The 15,692-nt window shown below is 53.4% G+C and carries 16 protein-coding genes; 13 read left to right on the forward strand and 3 right to left on the reverse strand.

Annotation, left to right across the window (positions count from 1 at the left end):
* On the forward strand, positions 1-372 hold a 372-nt coding region (locus HYU99_09455; GenBank protein MBI2340571.1), incomplete at its 5' end, for a hypothetical protein.
* Between the two features lie 17 nt (positions 373-389).
* Here HYU99_09455 and HYU99_09460 read toward each other — a convergent pair.
* Complete coding sequence (locus HYU99_09460) at positions 390-731, reverse strand: MarR family transcriptional regulator (protein MBI2340572.1); 342 nt, start codon at positions 729-731, stop codon at positions 390-392.
* Positions 732-1,082: 351 nt separating this feature from the next.
* Between HYU99_09460 and HYU99_09465 the strand changes: the two genes are divergently transcribed.
* Positions 1,083-1,598 (forward strand): hypothetical protein, encoded by a 516-nt coding sequence (locus tag HYU99_09465; protein MBI2340573.1) that lies wholly within the window; start codon positions 1,083-1,085, stop codon positions 1,596-1,598.
* Positions 1,599-1,707: 109 nt separating this feature from the next.
* Here the strand turns inward: HYU99_09465 and HYU99_09470 are convergent, their stop codons facing one another.
* Together HYU99_09470 and HYU99_09475 are read right to left on the reverse strand one after the other, a co-directional pair.
* Positions 1,708-2,940: an FAD-dependent oxidoreductase gene (locus tag HYU99_09470; protein MBI2340574.1), complete on the reverse strand. Its 1,233-nt coding sequence runs from the start codon at positions 2,938-2,940 to the stop codon at positions 1,708-1,710.
* 56 nt (positions 2,941-2,996) lie between these two features.
* Positions 2,997-3,377, reverse strand: coding sequence for a hypothetical protein (locus HYU99_09475; protein ID MBI2340575.1), 381 nt, complete (start codon positions 3,375-3,377; stop codon positions 2,997-2,999).
* A gap of 382 nt (positions 3,378-3,759) precedes the next feature.
* Here HYU99_09475 and mraZ point away from each other — a divergent pair, with 382 nt between their 5' ends.
* The 11 genes from mraZ to murG all read left to right on the forward strand — a co-directional run bounded on the left by mraZ (position 3,760) and on the right by murG (position 15,486).
* Positions 3,760-4,197, forward strand: a complete 438-nt coding sequence (mraZ, locus tag HYU99_09480) for a division/cell wall cluster transcriptional repressor MraZ (protein MBI2340576.1) — start codon at positions 3,760-3,762, stop codon at positions 4,195-4,197.
* A 2-nt stretch (positions 4,198-4,199) separates the two neighbouring features.
* On the forward strand, positions 4,200-4,562 hold the full coding sequence (locus HYU99_09485; GenBank protein ID MBI2340577.1) for an STAS domain-containing protein: 363 nt from the start codon (positions 4,200-4,202) through the stop codon (positions 4,560-4,562).
* Positions 4,563-4,581: 19 nt separating this feature from the next.
* The gene (gene rsmH, locus HYU99_09490) at positions 4,582-5,496 is read left to right on the forward strand and encodes a 16S rRNA (cytosine(1402)-N(4))-methyltransferase RsmH (protein ID MBI2340578.1); all 915 of its coding nucleotides are present in this window, start codon (positions 4,582-4,584) and stop codon (positions 5,494-5,496) included.
* A gap of 75 nt (positions 5,497-5,571) precedes the next feature.
* Positions 5,572-5,931, forward strand: coding sequence for a cell division protein FtsL (locus tag HYU99_09495; GenBank protein MBI2340579.1), 360 nt, complete (start codon positions 5,572-5,574; stop codon positions 5,929-5,931).
* 65 nt (positions 5,932-5,996) lie between these two features.
* Positions 5,997-7,694, forward strand: coding sequence for a penicillin-binding protein 2 (locus HYU99_09500; protein MBI2340580.1), 1,698 nt, complete (start codon positions 5,997-5,999; stop codon positions 7,692-7,694).
* Between the two features lie 54 nt (positions 7,695-7,748).
* Positions 7,749-9,269 (forward strand): UDP-N-acetylmuramoyl-L-alanyl-D-glutamate--2,6-diaminopimelate ligase, encoded by a 1,521-nt coding sequence (locus HYU99_09505; GenBank protein ID MBI2340581.1) that lies wholly within the window; start codon positions 7,749-7,751, stop codon positions 9,267-9,269.
* 105 nt (positions 9,270-9,374) lie between these two features.
* A complete protein-coding gene (locus HYU99_09510) occupies positions 9,375-10,757 on the forward strand; it encodes a UDP-N-acetylmuramoyl-tripeptide--D-alanyl-D-alanine ligase (protein MBI2340582.1) in 1,383 nt (460 codons plus the stop codon).
* A 3-nt stretch (positions 10,758-10,760) separates the two neighbouring features.
* Positions 10,761-11,837, forward strand: a complete 1,077-nt coding sequence (locus tag HYU99_09515) for a phospho-N-acetylmuramoyl-pentapeptide-transferase (protein ID MBI2340583.1) — start codon at positions 10,761-10,763, stop codon at positions 11,835-11,837.
* The gene (gene murD, locus HYU99_09520; GenBank protein MBI2340584.1) at positions 11,838-13,229 is read left to right on the forward strand and encodes a UDP-N-acetylmuramoyl-L-alanine--D-glutamate ligase; all 1,392 of its coding nucleotides are present in this window, start codon (positions 11,838-11,840) and stop codon (positions 13,227-13,229) included.
* The gene (ftsW, locus tag HYU99_09525; protein MBI2340585.1) at positions 13,199-14,356 is read left to right on the forward strand and encodes a putative lipid II flippase FtsW; all 1,158 of its coding nucleotides are present in this window, start codon (positions 13,199-13,201) and stop codon (positions 14,354-14,356) included. The genes murD and ftsW overlap by 31 nt, the downstream gene beginning before the upstream one ends.
* Before the next feature lie 62 nt (positions 14,357-14,418).
* A complete protein-coding gene (gene murG, locus HYU99_09530) occupies positions 14,419-15,486 on the forward strand; it encodes an undecaprenyldiphospho-muramoylpentapeptide beta-N-acetylglucosaminyltransferase (GenBank protein ID MBI2340586.1) in 1,068 nt (355 codons plus the stop codon).
* The last annotated feature ends 206 nt before the right edge of the window (positions 15,487-15,692 follow it).

Genomic DNA, 15,692 nt, shown 5'->3' on the forward strand with positions numbered 1-15,692 from the left:
GACAAGGAGCGGGCAACAAGCAGTCAGACTTCGGTGCCCCCCAACGGCGTCAAGACCGACTCCTTCTCTTATCAGGCAGGTTCTCCTGTGACCCTCCAAATCACCTTCACCAACACCGCGGGCAAGGAGCTCGAAGTCGAGCTGTCCCCCCGCGGTGTTGAGCTGGAGGTGATCGGTCCGGCAGGCATGCGCCTTGAGGCCAAGGGCCAGAATGGGACTCCGGTAAAGACTGCCGTGGGCGAGACAAAGAAACTCGAACTCGATCTGGCGAAATTCTTCAATCTGAAAACGGCCGGTGTGTATGTGGTCAAGGTGAAAAAAGTGGGAAGTATTGTGGTGACTGTGAAGGCGGTGACATTTCGGGTCGAGTAAAACGGAATATTAGGAGGTTAAATGTGACCGCCAAGCCACACCGCCATGATCGGATCGGTCAGGCAAAGACCCGTTTCCGTTTTTTCGACCAAATCCCGTTCAATCAAAAGAGTCAGGGCCTTTTGGGTTCCTCCCAGCGAAAGGCCAGACCGTTTTAGAAATTCTTTCGAGTAGGGAACAGAATCAGGAGAGAGAGCAATGGCTTTAAGGAGATTTCGCTGGACCAGGGTGAGGCCACTCCAGTGCGCTTCGAAATCGGGAGTCTCCGAGGAAATTAAACTCCGGTATGCCGTTGTCAACGACCTCTCGTCGGCTTCATTTTCGACTTGGTCCCAGAGAATGCACGCCAGTTTCGGCATTATTCTCTCCGGATTATTCTAATAGAATAATTCATTTTTTTTACAAGGAGATTCCGTCTGCTTTCCGGAATTCTGGATAAATTCACCTGTTTTCTCCGGAAAACAGAGTCAAAGATTTGGCGTTTCAAAATGAGAAAAAAATCAAAATGATAACTATTTTTGTCTCTCTCTCTCTCTCTTGGCTGGGGGCGAATGACGGACAATTCTTAATGATAACATTTAGTTGATAAAAATTTATTGATTTTCCCCTTCTCTGTCCTTTTTGGTACAAGAATTGCATCATGAAGTTACGGAGGCTGTCGAAAAGTCGGCCGATTTTTTGGTTTTCTTTTATAAAAGGGAGGAATGTTTATGAAACAGACGCAACAATGGATAGCCGGTTTGGGATTTTTGGTTTTCACCATTCTTTTGGCCTATTCCCACAATGGGAGCGCCCAAGGTACACCTGCTGAATGTAGCGTAAGCTTTACAATGGATGGTGCTACTGTGCTCGTAGCTGGAGATTTATATAGTGACGCATATTATAATGAGGCTCAATCTGCTACTGGAAGCTATTATGTTGGGGATGGGGGTATACTCGCAGGAGCTGGCCTGCATGATACTATTCTCGTCGAAAACGGGGGGATTGTAGCAAAGGCGGGCGGATCAGGCACGGTAATAGTAAAGACTGGTGGAGTCGCCGATAGTGGAGGATCTGGTTCCCTAACGGTCTATGTCGAAGCAGGTGCTGTTTTCATTACTAAATCAGGTGGTCATACCATTTATTATGAAAAAGGCGCTACCATTATCGATCTTGCAACTCCAGGTCCAGATGAAGGAACGGTGTTGTGCAGAAATATTACAATTAATGAGGTGACCACGGAGTAACCTCTGAAAAACGAGCCAAGAGAGGAAACATCAAGGTGGCCTTGAAGATGCTTGATCGTCTGGAAACAGACGAGCCGCCATGTGAAGGAGATGAGTTCGACGCCCGATTTCAAAATCGGCTGATATCCCTCCCAAACGCCCGCGTCTTAAACCAGTCGAAGAGAACGAGGATCTTGTTTTTCAGACTTACCAACCGTGTGAGATAGGCCGATCGCCAGAAGAGATAGGTGGCGAATCCGCGTCCTTTGACCTCCGGCAGGTCGGCCAGCGCCTTTTTGCCGCCGATGTAGGCCAGCATCCCAAAATGATGGTAGCGAAACGACTTTACAGTTTTCCCTTTGGCCATCCGGTTGAACATTTTGGCCAGGTACTTCCCCTCCTGTTGCGCGACCTGGGCGGTGGGGGGGAATTCCAATTTCTCGACGGTGGCGCAATCGCCCATGGCGTAGATATTTGAACATCCCTTCAGGCAAAGAAACGAATCGACCAGAAGCCTGCGGCTTACGCTTTTGGGAAAGGAAAGTCTTTCAATCAGCGGTGCAGGTCCGATGCCGGTGGACCAGACGCACAGGCCATAGGGGATGGTGCTTCCATCCTGGAGAACGATTTCTTTTTCCCGCACCTCTTTGACCAGCCGGCCGGTGCGAACCTCAATCCGTTGGCGTTGAAACGTCCTCAAGGCGTACTGCCCCAATCGGGCGTCGAAACTCCCCAAAATTTTTTCGGTGGCTTCAAGAACCGTGATGGTCACCTCCTGCGACAGATTGGGAAACCAGAGGCTCAAATCTTCCTCCAAAAAATCGTGCAATTCGGCGGCAAGCTCCACGCCGGTCGGTCCCCCGCCCACCACGACAAAATGGAGCAGACGTTCCTGCTCGTGCGTCGGCAGATTAGGCATGCCGGCCTGTTCCAGACACTCGATGATTTTCTGGCGAATAGCCCGGGCATCGGAGAGTTCCCTCAAAAAGAGCGCATAGCGGGTCACCCCCGGCACATCGTAGGTATTGCTGACCGCCCCGACCGAGATGACGAGTTGGTCATAGGTGAGATCGAATTTCTTTCCATCCGGGGCCTCGCAATGGATGATGTTTTGAGTTTCATCAATTCCGGCGCAGGCGGCCTGGTAATACTCGATTTCGGTGCGGGCGCTTCGGATCGGCTCGATGATACTTCGGAACTCGATGGTTCCGACGGTTGTACTGGGGAGAAGCGGCGTAAAGAGAAAGTGGTTCCGTGGACTGACAACGATGACTTTGTAAAAATTTGTGTCGATGTTTTTGACGAAGCTGAAACCGGCAAAGCCGGTGCCAAGGACAACGACCTTTTTTCGGTGGGAGGTCATGTCATGAATGTGTATCAGATTAACAGAGAAAGATCGAGGTTGGAGAAGGAGGATTTCTATTCTTCGCCGGAACAATTTTGACTCAACCAGTCTTCGGAGAGATCGAAAAAGATCGTTGTCTCGACGACATCAATGTCCAGTTCGAGCCCTTCGACTTCGCTGGTGTTGATCAGAATCGTATCTTCGTCAACGGCCTCCCAGCCGCCGATGGCGATTTCCCCCTCGACGTTCATGGTGTAGGTCGCCGGGCCAAACGAGATGGTGATGTCGAAGTTTTCCACCTCGGGATTTTCCTCATCCAGCGCCCCGTCCTCACAATCGTCAAAAAGGGCGGTGATTTCCTCGATGCCGACCGCATTGTAGGTGTTGCCCGAGAGCCGGTTTTCGAGTTCCGTGGCCTTTTCACTGTCCGACGAACCGCCACAGGCTGGGGCCAACCAACAAAAAGCCAATAAAATCAAAGTAGTAAAAGTGAAACGCCTCATGTATCTATTATCGGCAAAAGATAAAAAAAGTTGCCTAGAATTTTTCAAGGGTACTTTCCCAAGATTTTAGAGCCTTTGCAAGTTAAAAATTTCACGTCATTTTCAATAGTTAGGATGTTAATCCCCCCTTGAATTAGCTTGACACTCATCCCTTCCATGGATTAATCTACCCATAAAGTGGTATGAAGTGGGAATAATGGGGGAGGTGACAATAAGCGAGCCATCTGGCTTTGCCAGTGGCGAGCGGGGGGTTTGGGGGCCATCGCAAAGCCGACAAAAAAATTTAAGGGCGCGAGTAGCAACCTTAGAGGTTTTGCGGGGCCCCCAAGTTAAAATGTTTCGTGGAAGATTTGAGCATGCCATCGACAACAAGGGGCGGACCTCCATCCCCTCAAGGTTCCGCGAAATTCTGGTCACCAACTACGACGAACGTCTTATCATCACCAACTTTGACGCCTGTCTGTGGGCCTATCCCGTCGCGGAGTGGCAGGTGATTGAAAACAAGGTGGCCTCCCTGCCGCAGTTTAAGAGCGAGGTCAAGGCCCTGCAAAGGATGTTCATCTCGGCCGCCACCGAATGCCCCATCGACAAGCAGGGGCGGATTTTGATCCCCCCCACGCTTCGCGACTACGCGGGGCTTTCCAGGGAGATTGTTTTTGTCGGCATGACGAAAAGGATCGAAATCTGGGCCAAAGACCGCTGGGCCTCCGAGTTCGATAAGTCGCAAAAGATCGCGGAGAACGCGGAAAATCTCTCCGATCTGGGGTTGTAATCATGTTTGATATCTCCAATGCCGCGGACATTGCCATCCTTCACCTCTACGGCGATCTCTCGCTTTTGGAGATGGAGCTGTTGGAAAAGGCGATCCGGTCGTTTAAGGAGTGCCGGCACACGAAGATCGTCCTCGACCTGGCGCGCGTGGATTACCTCCATCTGCGGGCGGCGCGAAGCCTTCTGCGCCAGGCGGAAGAGCTAAGGCAGAACGACGGCGATTTAAAGATTGCCCATGTGAGCGACCAGTTGCGCGAATCGCTCAAATTTGCGGGGGCCGACCAGAGCCTTAAAGATTACGCGAGCATCTCGGAGGCGATTTTGAGCTTTTTGAAGAAGACGCAGGGTGAAGACAGGTTGTTGTGATTGGAGGGGGGGAAATTTTTTGCATGTCAGTGTCCTGCTTCATGAAACGATCGAGCTTCTCCGCATCCGCCCCGATGGCTTGTATCTGGACGCCACCGCGGGGGGAGGAGGACACGCAGAGGCGATTTTAAGAAGGCTTGGGGCCGGTGGCCGCCTGGTCGTTGCCGATTGCGATCCGCAGGCGGTCGAAGGGGTGAAGGAAAAATTCGGAAACGACCCGCGGGTCCAAATCTTTCATGCCCGGTTTTCGGAGCTCTTTGAAATATTGACGGAAAAAAAGTTGACGCCGGTTGATGGAATGATGGCCGATCTCGGCGTTTCGAGCCTTCAACTGGCCGATCCGGCTCGGGGGATCGGATTCATGCCGGCAGGCGGCCTCCGCCAGGGCGGGACATGGTCCCGGGGGCCTCTGGATATGCGGATGGATCCGCGGCTTTCTCAAACGGCAGACGATCTGATTGCAACGTCGACCGAGAAGGAACTGGCTGATCTGATTTATCAACTGGGAGGAGAGCGGCGCTCGCGAAGACTGGCGCGCATGATCGTGATGTCGCGGGAAAAGGGCCCCCTTCATACGACGGAGCAACTGCGGCTGATCGCAGAAAGGGCCCTTGGCCCTTTTTATCGAAGACAGAAAATTCATCCGGCGACACGCCTGTTTTTGGCCTTAAGGATTGCCGTGAACCGGGAGATGGAGGAGTTGGACTCGCTTCTCGAGTCGATTCCCAAAGTTTTAAGGCCGGGCGGGCGGGCGGCAGTCATCAGTTTTCACTCGCTGGAGGACCGGAAGGTGAAGCAAAAATTTTTGGCGTTGAGAACAGAGGGGTGGAATCCGGTCACGAAAAAGCCGGTGACGCCGTCGGTGGAAGAAATCAAAAATAATCCGCGCAGTCGGAGCGCGAAGTTGAGGGTCATTGAAAAAAGTCAAGAGTAAGGAAGCGAAGGGTCCGGCTTTGCCGGCCCTGAGCGCGGGGTTTGGCCCGCCACAAAGTATTGGCGGGCGAAATCTATGATGCGAGTAGCAACATACGGGCCGAAAGGGGCCAAAATACAAATAGTCCGGAACCAAAAAGCGTTCACGAAAGAGGATTTCGTCAAGACGCGGTTTCTCTTCCGGATCCTTTTTCTGGTCGCCTTCATGGCGATATTAAGCCTGTTTTACATCTGGTCGCGCGTCCAGATTGTACAGTACGGCTACGACATCAACAACTTGAGGTCCCGCAACGATACGCTTGTGGAAGAAAGCAAAAGGCTCAATGTCGAGACAGCGATGCTGAAGTCGCCGGGGAGGATTACAGCCATTGCCCGGCAGAAATTGAAGATGCAGACCCCCGGGCCGGAGCAGATAAAAATTTTAAATTTAAAATGAAAAATTCAAAACTAAGGTACATTCATTTTTAATTTTGCACTTTGAATTTTAAATTTCCTATGAGCATGTCCCCCATCAAGTGGATCAAATTCCGGATTTTTATCATCGCCTTGGGCCTTGTCGGCCTTCTTGGTCTTGTTCTCTTTCGCAGTTACCAGTTGCAGATTGCCGGAAACACCCGCGTCGACCAGCTTGTCTCGCGCCAGTACAGGGCCAGCCTCCCCGTGTCTCCCCGACGCGGAACCATCTACGACCGCAACGGCAAGCCGCTGGCCGTGGATGTAGAGGTGGCCTCCATCGCCCTGCATCCCAACCGGATCGAAGACGCAACAGAGGTCGTCAACGTTCTTTCGGCGCAGTTGAAACTTCCGCCGGAAAAAATCAACCGGAAGATTCAATCGCAAAAAAAATTCGAATGGGTGGTCAGGAGGGTCGACAGGGAAATCGGGCAGGCCATTGCCTCCCTCAAACTCAAAGGGGTGGAGGTCGTCTCGGAATACAAGCGGTTTTATCCCAACAAGGAACTGGCGGGAAACCTCCTCGGTGCCGTCGGATACGAGGCAAAAGCCCTGGGCGGCCTTGAGATGTCGCTCGACCCCTGGCTGAAATCGGACTCAACGCGGATTGTCGGAGAGAAGGATGCCAGAGGCCGCCTTTTCACGCCGTTTGACGGCGGGGCGCGTTCTCATGACGTCACTCTCACCCTCGACCTGAATCTCCAGTTCATCGCGGACAAATATCTCGCGGAAGGGGCGAAAAAACACAATGCCAAAAGCGGCTTTGCCCTCGTTCTCGACCCCAAAACGGGAGAAATCCTCGCCATGGCCAATTATCCCTCGCTCAATCCGAACATCTACTGGAAATATTCGCCATCACACTGGGCCAACCATGCAGTCCAGGATTCCTACGAGCCGGGTTCCACCTTCAAGCCGATGACGGTGGCGGCGGCGCTCGATTCTGGCAGGGTCAAACCGGGAGATTCCTTCAATTGCGAAGGGGGGGAATATAAAATCGGAAAAAGGACAATTCACGATCACGCCGCCTATGGGGTTCTGAACGTCTCCGAGATTCTCAAGGTTTCCTCCAATATCGGCGTCACCAAAATCGCGCAGAGGACGGGAAAAAATTCCCTCTTCGACACGATTCAAAAAATGGGTTTTGGAGAAAAACCGGGACTCGACCTCCCCGGCGAGGCGGGCGGAGCCCTGCGGCCGCTCAAGAATTGGTCGGATATCGACTTGAGCAACATCTCATTTGGCCAGGGGGTGGCGGTTTCCGGCCTCCAGATGGCCTCGGCCTACTCCGCGCTCGCCAACGATGGCATCCGGATGAAACCGCATCTGGTGAAAAAAGCGACAGGCCCGTCGGGAGAGACGGTTTTTGAAGAAACGCCGACGGAGCTTGTCCGGACGATGAAGGGGGATACGGCAAGGGCCCTCACAAGAATGTTAAAGGAGGTGGTGGAGCCGGACGGCACCGGCGGGCTGGCCCAGCTCGAAGGTTATTCCATCGCCGGCAAAACGGGCACCGCCCAAAAGGTCGACCCGAAGACCAAAAAATATTCGGAGAACGCCTTTGTCAGTTCGTTTATCGGCTATGTGCCGGCGGACAAACCGGAGTATGTGATTTACGTCGTCTACGACACCCCTGGGCCGGTGCACTATGGCGGCCTCGTGGCGGCCCCCGTGTTCAAAAAAATAGCGGAGGAGTCATTGGCCTACGGCGGCGTGCCTCCGTCTGAAAAACGGTTGGCGAAATATTAAATCCCCCCTCGCCCCCCTTTTTTAAAGGGGGGTTGGGGGGGATTTCAAAAATGAATGAAATTATCAGCATTACTCCAAGCCCTGGGACACTACGAAATTCGCGGATCGGCCGAGATCCCCATCCGGGGCATCTGTTATCACTCGCGGGAGGCACAGCCCGGGTTTTTGTTTGTCGCCGTTCCAGGCCTGAAGACCGACGGCAGAAAGTATGTCGAAGAGGCGGTCAATAAGGGGGCGACAGCCGTTATTTTTGAAGGAGAGTTCTTTGAAAATTTAATAGCAAGGGACATTGTCCCAACCCAAGTTCGGGTTTTGGGGGCTCGTCTGGCGCTGGCCAATCTGGCGGCGGCCTTTTTTGCCCATCCGACCGAGTCGTTTTACCTGGCCGGCGTCACCGGCACCAACGGCAAAACGACGCTGACCTTTCTCATCGAATCGATCGGACAGGCGGCGGGGTTGAAAACCGGTGTTGCCGGCACCATCAACTACCGCTTCGGAGGCGTTCGCCTCGATGCCGCCCAGACGACCCCCGAATCCCTGGACCTTCAGCGTCTCTTCTCGCGGATGCGGCACGAGAAAATCACCAACGTCGCAATGGAGGTTTCTTCCCACGCCCTCATCTTCCGGCGGGTGGAAAACTGCCACTTCAATTCGTGCGTTTTCACCAATTTAAGCAGGGACCACCTCGACTTTCACGGAACGATGGAGGAGTACTATCGGTCGAAACAAAAATTGTTCATTCACGATCTGCGTTTGAGCGCCAAGAAAAACAGGTTGGCGATCATTTGCACGGAAGGAGTGCACGGGAGAAGGCTGGCCGAAATGAGCGAATCGCTGAAAATTCCGACGGTGAAATACGGGTTTAAAAAATCAAACGACATCTTTCCCGTCGGTTATCGCCAGACTCTCGATGGATTTGAGGCCGAACTCAAAACGGCGCGCGGCCCCATTCACATCCGGTCGAATCTGCCCGGACGGTTTAATTTGCTGAATGTGATGGCGGCGGTGATGGTGGGGCTTCATTCGGGATGCGAAATCGAATCGATCGAAAAGGGAATTGCGGCCTTGAAAGGAGTGCCGGGGAGGCTTGAACGGATCGACGATCCGCGCGGGCGGTTTGTCTTTGTCGATTACGCCCATACGCCGTCTGCGCTCAAATCGGTTTTGACCGAGCTGAAACGTCTTGCACCGGGGGGTCGCATTATCACCGTTTTTGGTTGCGGCGGCGACCGCGACCGGGGCAAAAGGCCGAAAATGGGGTTTGAATCGGCCCGATTGTCGGATATCTGTTTTGTCACCTCCGACAACCCGCGGACGGAAGATCCGGAAAAGATCATCGACGAAATTTTGCCGGGGGTGAAAAGGGGAGGGTTAAAGTCTTTTGTAAAAAAGAAAGGTTATCTGGTGGAGGTTGATCGGTCCAAGGCCATCGCCTTGGCCCTGCAACTGGCAAAAAAAGGGGATGTGGTGCTGGTAGCGGGAAAAGGACATGAGGATTATCAGATCATTGGAACCAAAAAGATTCATTTTTCAGACCATGAGGTGGTGAGAAAGTTTTTAGGAAATGCCAAATGACAAAGTTCAAATGTCAAAGAAATGTCAAAGGCCAAATGTCAAATTTGAAATTGTTGTTTTGAAATTGTTTTGTCATTTGAACTTTGAACTTTGACATTTCGATAGATGGAATTGACGATCGAAGAAATTATCAAAGCCACAGGGGGCAAACTTCTCGGAGGAAACGCCCAAATTGTCATTCGTTCCATCGGCACCGACACGCGCAAGTTAAAAAACGGCGATCTCTATGTGGCGCTTAAAGGGCCACGGTTTGACGGACATGATTTTATCAGGGAGGCGATTTCGAAGGGGGCCTGTGGTGTGGTGGTATCGCGCTCCGTAGAGGCGTCCGCCAATAAGTCGCGGCGGACGCCCCTACCCGTGATCCATGTTCCCGACACGCAAAGGGCGCTGGGGGACATCGCCAAATGTTGGAGGGGGCAGTTTGATATCCCTGTCGTGGCCATCACCGGCAGTAGCGGCAAAACGACGACAAAGGATCTGATTGCCGCCGTCTTGAACCGGAAAGGAAAAGTGCTGAAAACGGAAGGAAACTTAAACAACTTGATCGGTCTTCCTCTGACCGTATTCGGACTCACGGACGTTGACCGGTATGCGGTTCTTGAAATGGGGATGAACGCCTTCGGCGAAATCGCGCGCCTGACGGAAATTGCGCGGCCGAGCCATGGCCTGATTACCAATATCGGCCACGCCCATCTCGAAGGAGTGGGAGATCTCGCGGGGGTCGCGCGGGCCAAAGGGGAGCTGTTCGAAGGGTTGAATGTCTTTGCTGTAGCCGTGATCAACGCGGATGATCCAAACATTGCCAAACTTTCCACCCGGGCGAAAAAGATCACCTTCGGCTGTCAAAAGCCGGCCGACATCCATGCGGACGAGGTGGAGTATAACGGGGAAAAAATGCGTGTGACGGTGACCGATCCAAAACAGACGACGATATTCACGCTCCCGATGGTTGGAGAGCATCATGTTCTTAACTGGCTGGCGGCGTATGCCGTCGGATTTGAATTGGGAATCAGCCCCAAAGAGGCTCAAGACGCGCTCGACACCTTTCGTCCGGCAAAAATGCGGGGGGAGGAGATCGAATTGAAAAACGACATCACGGTCATCAACGACGCCTACAACGCCAACCCCGATTCGATGTCCGCGGCGCTCCATGCCCTTTTTAAGCGGTATCCCGAACGGCGTCGGGTGGCGGTTTTGGGGGAGATGTGGGAGTTGGGAAGAGAGGCGTCTTGTCTGCACCGCTCTGCGGGGATTGCCGCCTCCGAGGCGCAGATCGATCTTTTGCTTGCTTTCGGGGAGCATGCCCCGGAGATGGTTGACGGCTTTTCCGGGAAGGGGAAGGATGGTTATTCCTTTTCGGACATAGAGGGGCTGAATCGAAAATTAACGGCGGTTCTGAAAAAGGGAGATGTGGTGCTCGTCAAGGGATCGCGTGGATCGCAGATGGAACGGGTTGTGGAATTTTTAAAGAAGGAATTTTTATAAAACATGCTTTATTATTTGCTCTATCCCCTGCGTGAGGTCTTTGGGCCGTTTAACGTCCTCAAGTACCTCACCTTTCGCACTTTTGCCGCTCTGCTGACGGCTCTGCTCATCTATTTTATCTTCGGGAAGAGGTGGATCGCCTACCTCAAAAGCAAATCGGTCGATCAGGCCATCCGCGCCGACGGCCCGCAGACGCATCTGGGGAAAAAAGGGACGCCGACGATGGGGGGGGTTCTGGTGATCGCGGCGGTCTGTGTTTCGGCGCTTTTGTGGGGGAGATTGACGAACCCTTTTGTCTGGACCTGTCTTTTTGTTTTTCTGTCGATGGCGGTCATTGGGTTCGTGGATGACTACCGCAAGGTGATCAAAAAAGATCCAAAAGGTTTTCCGGGGCGGCACAAGATCATTCTGGAAGTGGTCATCTGTCTGATTGCGGCCCTCTGGCTCTACGGGTACCTGGGGCTCGACACAAAACTCCATTTCCCGTTCTTCAAGGGGCTTCAGCCTGATCTCTCTTTCGGCTATCTCTATCTCGCCATCCTTGTCGTGGCAGGGTGCGCCAACGCCGTGAACCTGACCGATGGCCTCGACGGCCTTGTCTCGGTGCCGGCAATGACGGCGTTTATCACCTACGGCCTTTTTGTGTACATCGTCGGCAACTCGGTGATCGCCGGCTATCTTCAGGTTCCCTACGTGGCCGACGCGGGGGAGGTGGCGATTCTTTGTGGGGCCTGCGTGGGGGCCTGTCTCGGTTTTCTCTGGTTCAACACCTGGCCGGCGGAGGTGTTCATGGGGGATGTGGGAGCCCTGGGGTTGGGAGGGCTTTTGGGGGTGGTGGCTCTGATCACGAAACAGGAAATGCTTTTGATCGTCATCGGCGGCATCTTTGTCCTGGAAACCCTTTCGGTGATCACGCAGGTGATTTCGTTCAAACTCACGGGAAAACGGATTTTCAGGATGGCGCCGCTCCACCACCACTTTGAACTGAAAGGGTGGAAGGAACCGAAGATCATCGTCCGTTTTTGGATTATCTCGTTTGTGCTGGCTCTGTTGTCGCTGGCGACATTGAAATTGAGATAAATGGCATACGATCTTTCAAAAGGAAAATATCTCGTCGTCGGCCTCGGCGTCACCGGAATGGCGCTTGTCGATTTCCTGACCGGTCGCGGGATGACGCTGATCGGCCTGGAGGAGCTGTCGGAGGAAAATTTTCGGAAGGCGAAAAAAAAATTCGAGGGAAAAGACGTCCGTTTTTATTTTGGCGCGCTTGAAGAAGGGGTCTTTGAGAATTTAAAAGGGGTTTTTGTCAGTCCGGGGGTTCCGCCGACCCGGCCGTGGAACGATGAGGCCAAAAGGAGATCGATTCCGGTCATGGGTGAACTGGAATTGGCCTCCCGTTTTCTTCAGGGAAAAATCATAGCCGTTACGGGGACGAATGGGAAATCAACCACCGTATCGCTATTGCACGACATCCTGAAGGCGGGGGGATTCTCTTCGAGCCTTAAAGGAAACATCGGTTCTCCACTTTTAACCGCGGTCGGCGAACCCCCCCGGAATTATTACGTGGTCGAGGCGAGCAGTTACCAGCTCGAGACGATCGGTGGCGGCGCCACTGGCGGTGGCGGCGCCACTGGCGGGTGTTTTCATCCGGTCATTTCCGTCGTGCTCAACGTCACGGCCGATCATCTCGAGCGCTATCCGGATATGGAGGCCTACGCGAGCGCCAAGGCGCGCATTTTCATGAATCAGTCTGGTGGCGATTTTTTTATCTACAACGCCGATGACATGTATTGCGTGAGGATGGCGCGCGAGGCACCGTGCAAGGCAATTCCGTTCAGCTTGGTGAATCGGTTTGATGAAGGAGGCTTTGTCGATCGAGGGGATATGGTTATCCGACTTGCAAAGGAAATGCGGTATCCCTTTTCAACCTGTTCTCTGAAGGGCCTCCATAATCAGGAAAACATGCTGGCCGCCATTTTGTCGGCAACCCTGGTCGGCGTGGATCCGGCGGCAATCTCCGGGGCGCTCAAGGAATTCAAGACGCTTCACCATCGATTGGAGGAAATCGGAACGTTTCGGGGTGTAAAATTTTATGACGACTCCAAGGGGACAAATGTCGGTTCGGTGGTCATGTCTCTGGCCTCGTTTGAAGACAACGTTATTCTGATCCTCGGCGGGCGCGACAAGGGGGGCGACTATGCCCCGCTTATTCCGTTGATTCGCGGGAAGGCCAAGGCGGTGATCGTTCTGGGGGAGGCGCGGGACAAGATCGCCTCCTCCCTTTCTGCGGTCAAGCCGATCCATCGCGTGGAGACGATGAAAGAGGCGGTCCAAAAAAGCTTTGAGATCGGGGAGCCGGGGGACACGGTGCTCCTCTCGCCGGCCTGTTCGAGTTTCGACCGATACAAAAACTACGCCGAACGGGGAGACGACTTTAAAAAATGGGTATTCTGTTTAGGCGCAAAAGAATAGAAGGAGAAGGGGACGAAAAGGGGAAAAAAGAATACCGCCCCTTCGACGTCTATCTCCTGTTTGTCACTCTCTTTCTGGTTTTTATCGGCCTTGTTATGGTGTTTTCCTCCAGCGCCGTGCTGGCGCGCGAGCGGTATCAGGACGGGTATTTCTTCCTGAAAAAGGAGATCCTGTTTGTTTTTATCGGCATCCTCGCCATGCTGGGAGTCCGGAAAATTCCATACCGGGTCTATTGGAAATCAAGCTACTGGTTTTTGCTTGTTGCCCTCGTCCCGATGGTTCTGGTTCTCTTTGTCGGATCGGGGGGAGGGCAGGAAGAGGTCAGACGGTGGATACGGGTGGGGCCTTTCAGCTTTCAGCCTTCCGAACCGGTCAAACTGGCCGTGGTTGTTTTTTGCGCCTATGCCCTGGCCAAAAAAGGGGAAAAGATAAAAAATTTCGCGCGGGGATTCCTCCCGGTGATTTCAATTTCCGGCGTGTACATCGGACTGATCCTTTTGCAGAAAGATCTGGGAAGCGCCTTTGTCCTCGGCCTGGTTGTTTTTTTGATGCTTTTTATTTCGGGGACGCGCCTTTCTTATCTGGCGGGCGCCTCCCTCGCGACCATTCCGGTTCTCTACTACCTCCTTTTTTCGGTGGGGTTCCGGCGCCAGAGGATGCTGGCCTTTCTCGACCCCTGGAAATATCAGCTGGGGACCGGGTTCCAGATCATCCAGTCGTTTGTCGCCTTTCAGTCGGGAGGCCTGACGGGGGTCGGCCTGGGAGAGGGAAAACAGAAATTGTTTTATCTCCCCGAGGCACACACCGATTTTATCTTTTCGGTTGTCGGGGAAGAGCTGGGGCTTTTGGGAGTGATGGGTGTTGTGACCCTCTTCACCATTTTTGTCTTTCGGGGGCTGATCATCGCCTTTCGGTGCCGCGATTTGTTCGGGGTCTACCTGGCCTTTGGCCTCACCTGCCTCGTTGGCCTTCAGGCGTTTGTGAATATCGGCGTGGTCATGGGTCTGCTTCCGACAAAGGGACTGACGCTCCCCTTCATCAGCTATGGCGGAACATCGCTCATCACCTCCATGGTGACGGCGGGGATTTTGCTCAATATCTCGGCGGATGAGGGGGAGGAATTCTGAAGCGTGGATCCCGCCAAACTGCCGGCGGGTAGGCGTGGATCGTGGATCGTGGATCGAATGAAATGAAACTTATCATTGCCGGAGGCGGCACCGGAGGGCATCTTTTTTCAGGTCTCGCTGTGGCGGAAGAATGGAAAGCGCGCGGCGGTTCGGTTCTCTTTGTCGGAACGCCAAAGGGGTTGGAAAAAGATCTGGTCCCCAAATATGGTTACCGTCTGGAGATGATTTCTGTTTCGTCATTAAAGGGGAGCGGAATTTTTTCAAAGCTGAAAACGCTGGCCGGCATTCCGGGGGCAATCTTGAATAGTCGACGTCTATTGAAGGAGGAAAAACCGGATGTCGTTTTGGGAATCGGCGGTTATGCCTCCGGGCCGATGGTGCTGGCGGCCCGAATGAGGCATATTCCGACGGCGGTGATCGATCAAAACTCGGTGCCAGGGTTCACGAATCGCCGGCTTGGAAGGTGGGTCGGCCGGGTTTTTTTGGCCTTTGACGAAGCGGCCGATTATTTTGAAAAAGGGAAGGTGAGGCTTACCGGCAATCCCGTTCTCAAACGGTTGCGTGAAAAGGCGGCGAGATCGGGAAGTGCAAAAGACACGTTGTTGATCTGCGGCGGTTCGCAGGGGGCCCACGCGATCAATGAGGGATTTATCGAGGCGGTGAAGGAAATAGACAAAAGACATCCCGGATTGAAAATTGTCCATCAGACAGGAACAGCCGATTATGAATGGGTGGCGCGGAAGTTCAGGGAGAAAAAAATTCAGGCGACGGTCGCCCCGTTTTTTGAAAACATGGAGGAGCATTACGGACGGGCAAAACTGGCCGTCTCGCGCGCGGGGGCGGGAACCGTGACGGAACTGGCGCTGTTCGGAGTCCCGTCGATTCTGGTGCCTTATCCCTTTTCTGCGGATGGCCACCAGAAAAAAAACGCCGCCCATTTTGTCTGCCGCGGGGCGGCGGAGATGGTTTTACAGAGCGACCTGACGGCTGAAAAACTGGCGGAAAAAATCACGGAGCTTCTTTCGGATGGGAAGCGGCTGGAAACAATGTCGCAAAAAGCGCGAAGCCTGGCAAGGCCCGACGCAACGCAAAAAGTGGCCGATGAATTAATGGCGTTATCGATAAAGTGAGTAAGCCGAGCATCTGGCTATCTTAACTTCGCAAAGTCTCTCGACTTTGCTACGCGGACAGGCAAAGCCTGTCCTTGTAGGGCCAGTGCGAGGCGCGGGGCTACAAGCCACAGCTTGGCTGGGGCGCGTAGCAAACACAGAGTGTTTGCGGAGTAAAAATAGTGGGCCATCGAAGGCCCGATAGAAAATGTGATTAATACGAGTAG

This window comes from Deltaproteobacteria bacterium (genome assembly GCA_016183175.1).
GTDB lineage: Bacteria > UBA10199 > UBA10199 > UBA10199 > SBBF01 > JACPFC01.